Origin of the sequence: Paenibacillus sp. VTT E-133291 (assembly GCF_002264395.1) — a bacterium.
Lineage (GTDB): Bacteria > Bacillota > Bacilli > Paenibacillales > Paenibacillaceae > Paenibacillus_AQ > Paenibacillus_AQ nitricinens.
Map to the genome: position 1 here is coordinate 1 of NZ_NFVA01000281.1, position 242 is coordinate 242.

Here is a 242-nt window from a genome sequence, read left to right on the forward strand (position 1 = left end):
CCGCTGGAGTGACAGGAGCGACCGGAGCCGACGGAGTGACTGGAGCAACGGGAGCCGATGGAGCGACTGGGGCGACCGGAGCCGCTGGAGTAACAGGAGCGACCGGAGCCGATGGTGCAACAGGAGCAACGGGAGCCGCTGGAGTGACTGGTGCGACCGGAGCCGCTGGAGTAACAGGAGCGACCGGGGCAGATGGAGCGACTGGTGCGACCGGAGCCGACGGAGTAACAGGAGCGACAGGA

The 242-nt window shown here is 67.8% G+C and carries 1 protein-coding gene; it reads left to right on the top strand.

The genetic code is table 11. The annotated features are described in order from the left end of the window. Positions 1–242 (top strand): hypothetical protein (locus CA598_RS31925; RefSeq protein WP_179283844.1); only part of this gene is annotated, 242 nt, incomplete at both ends.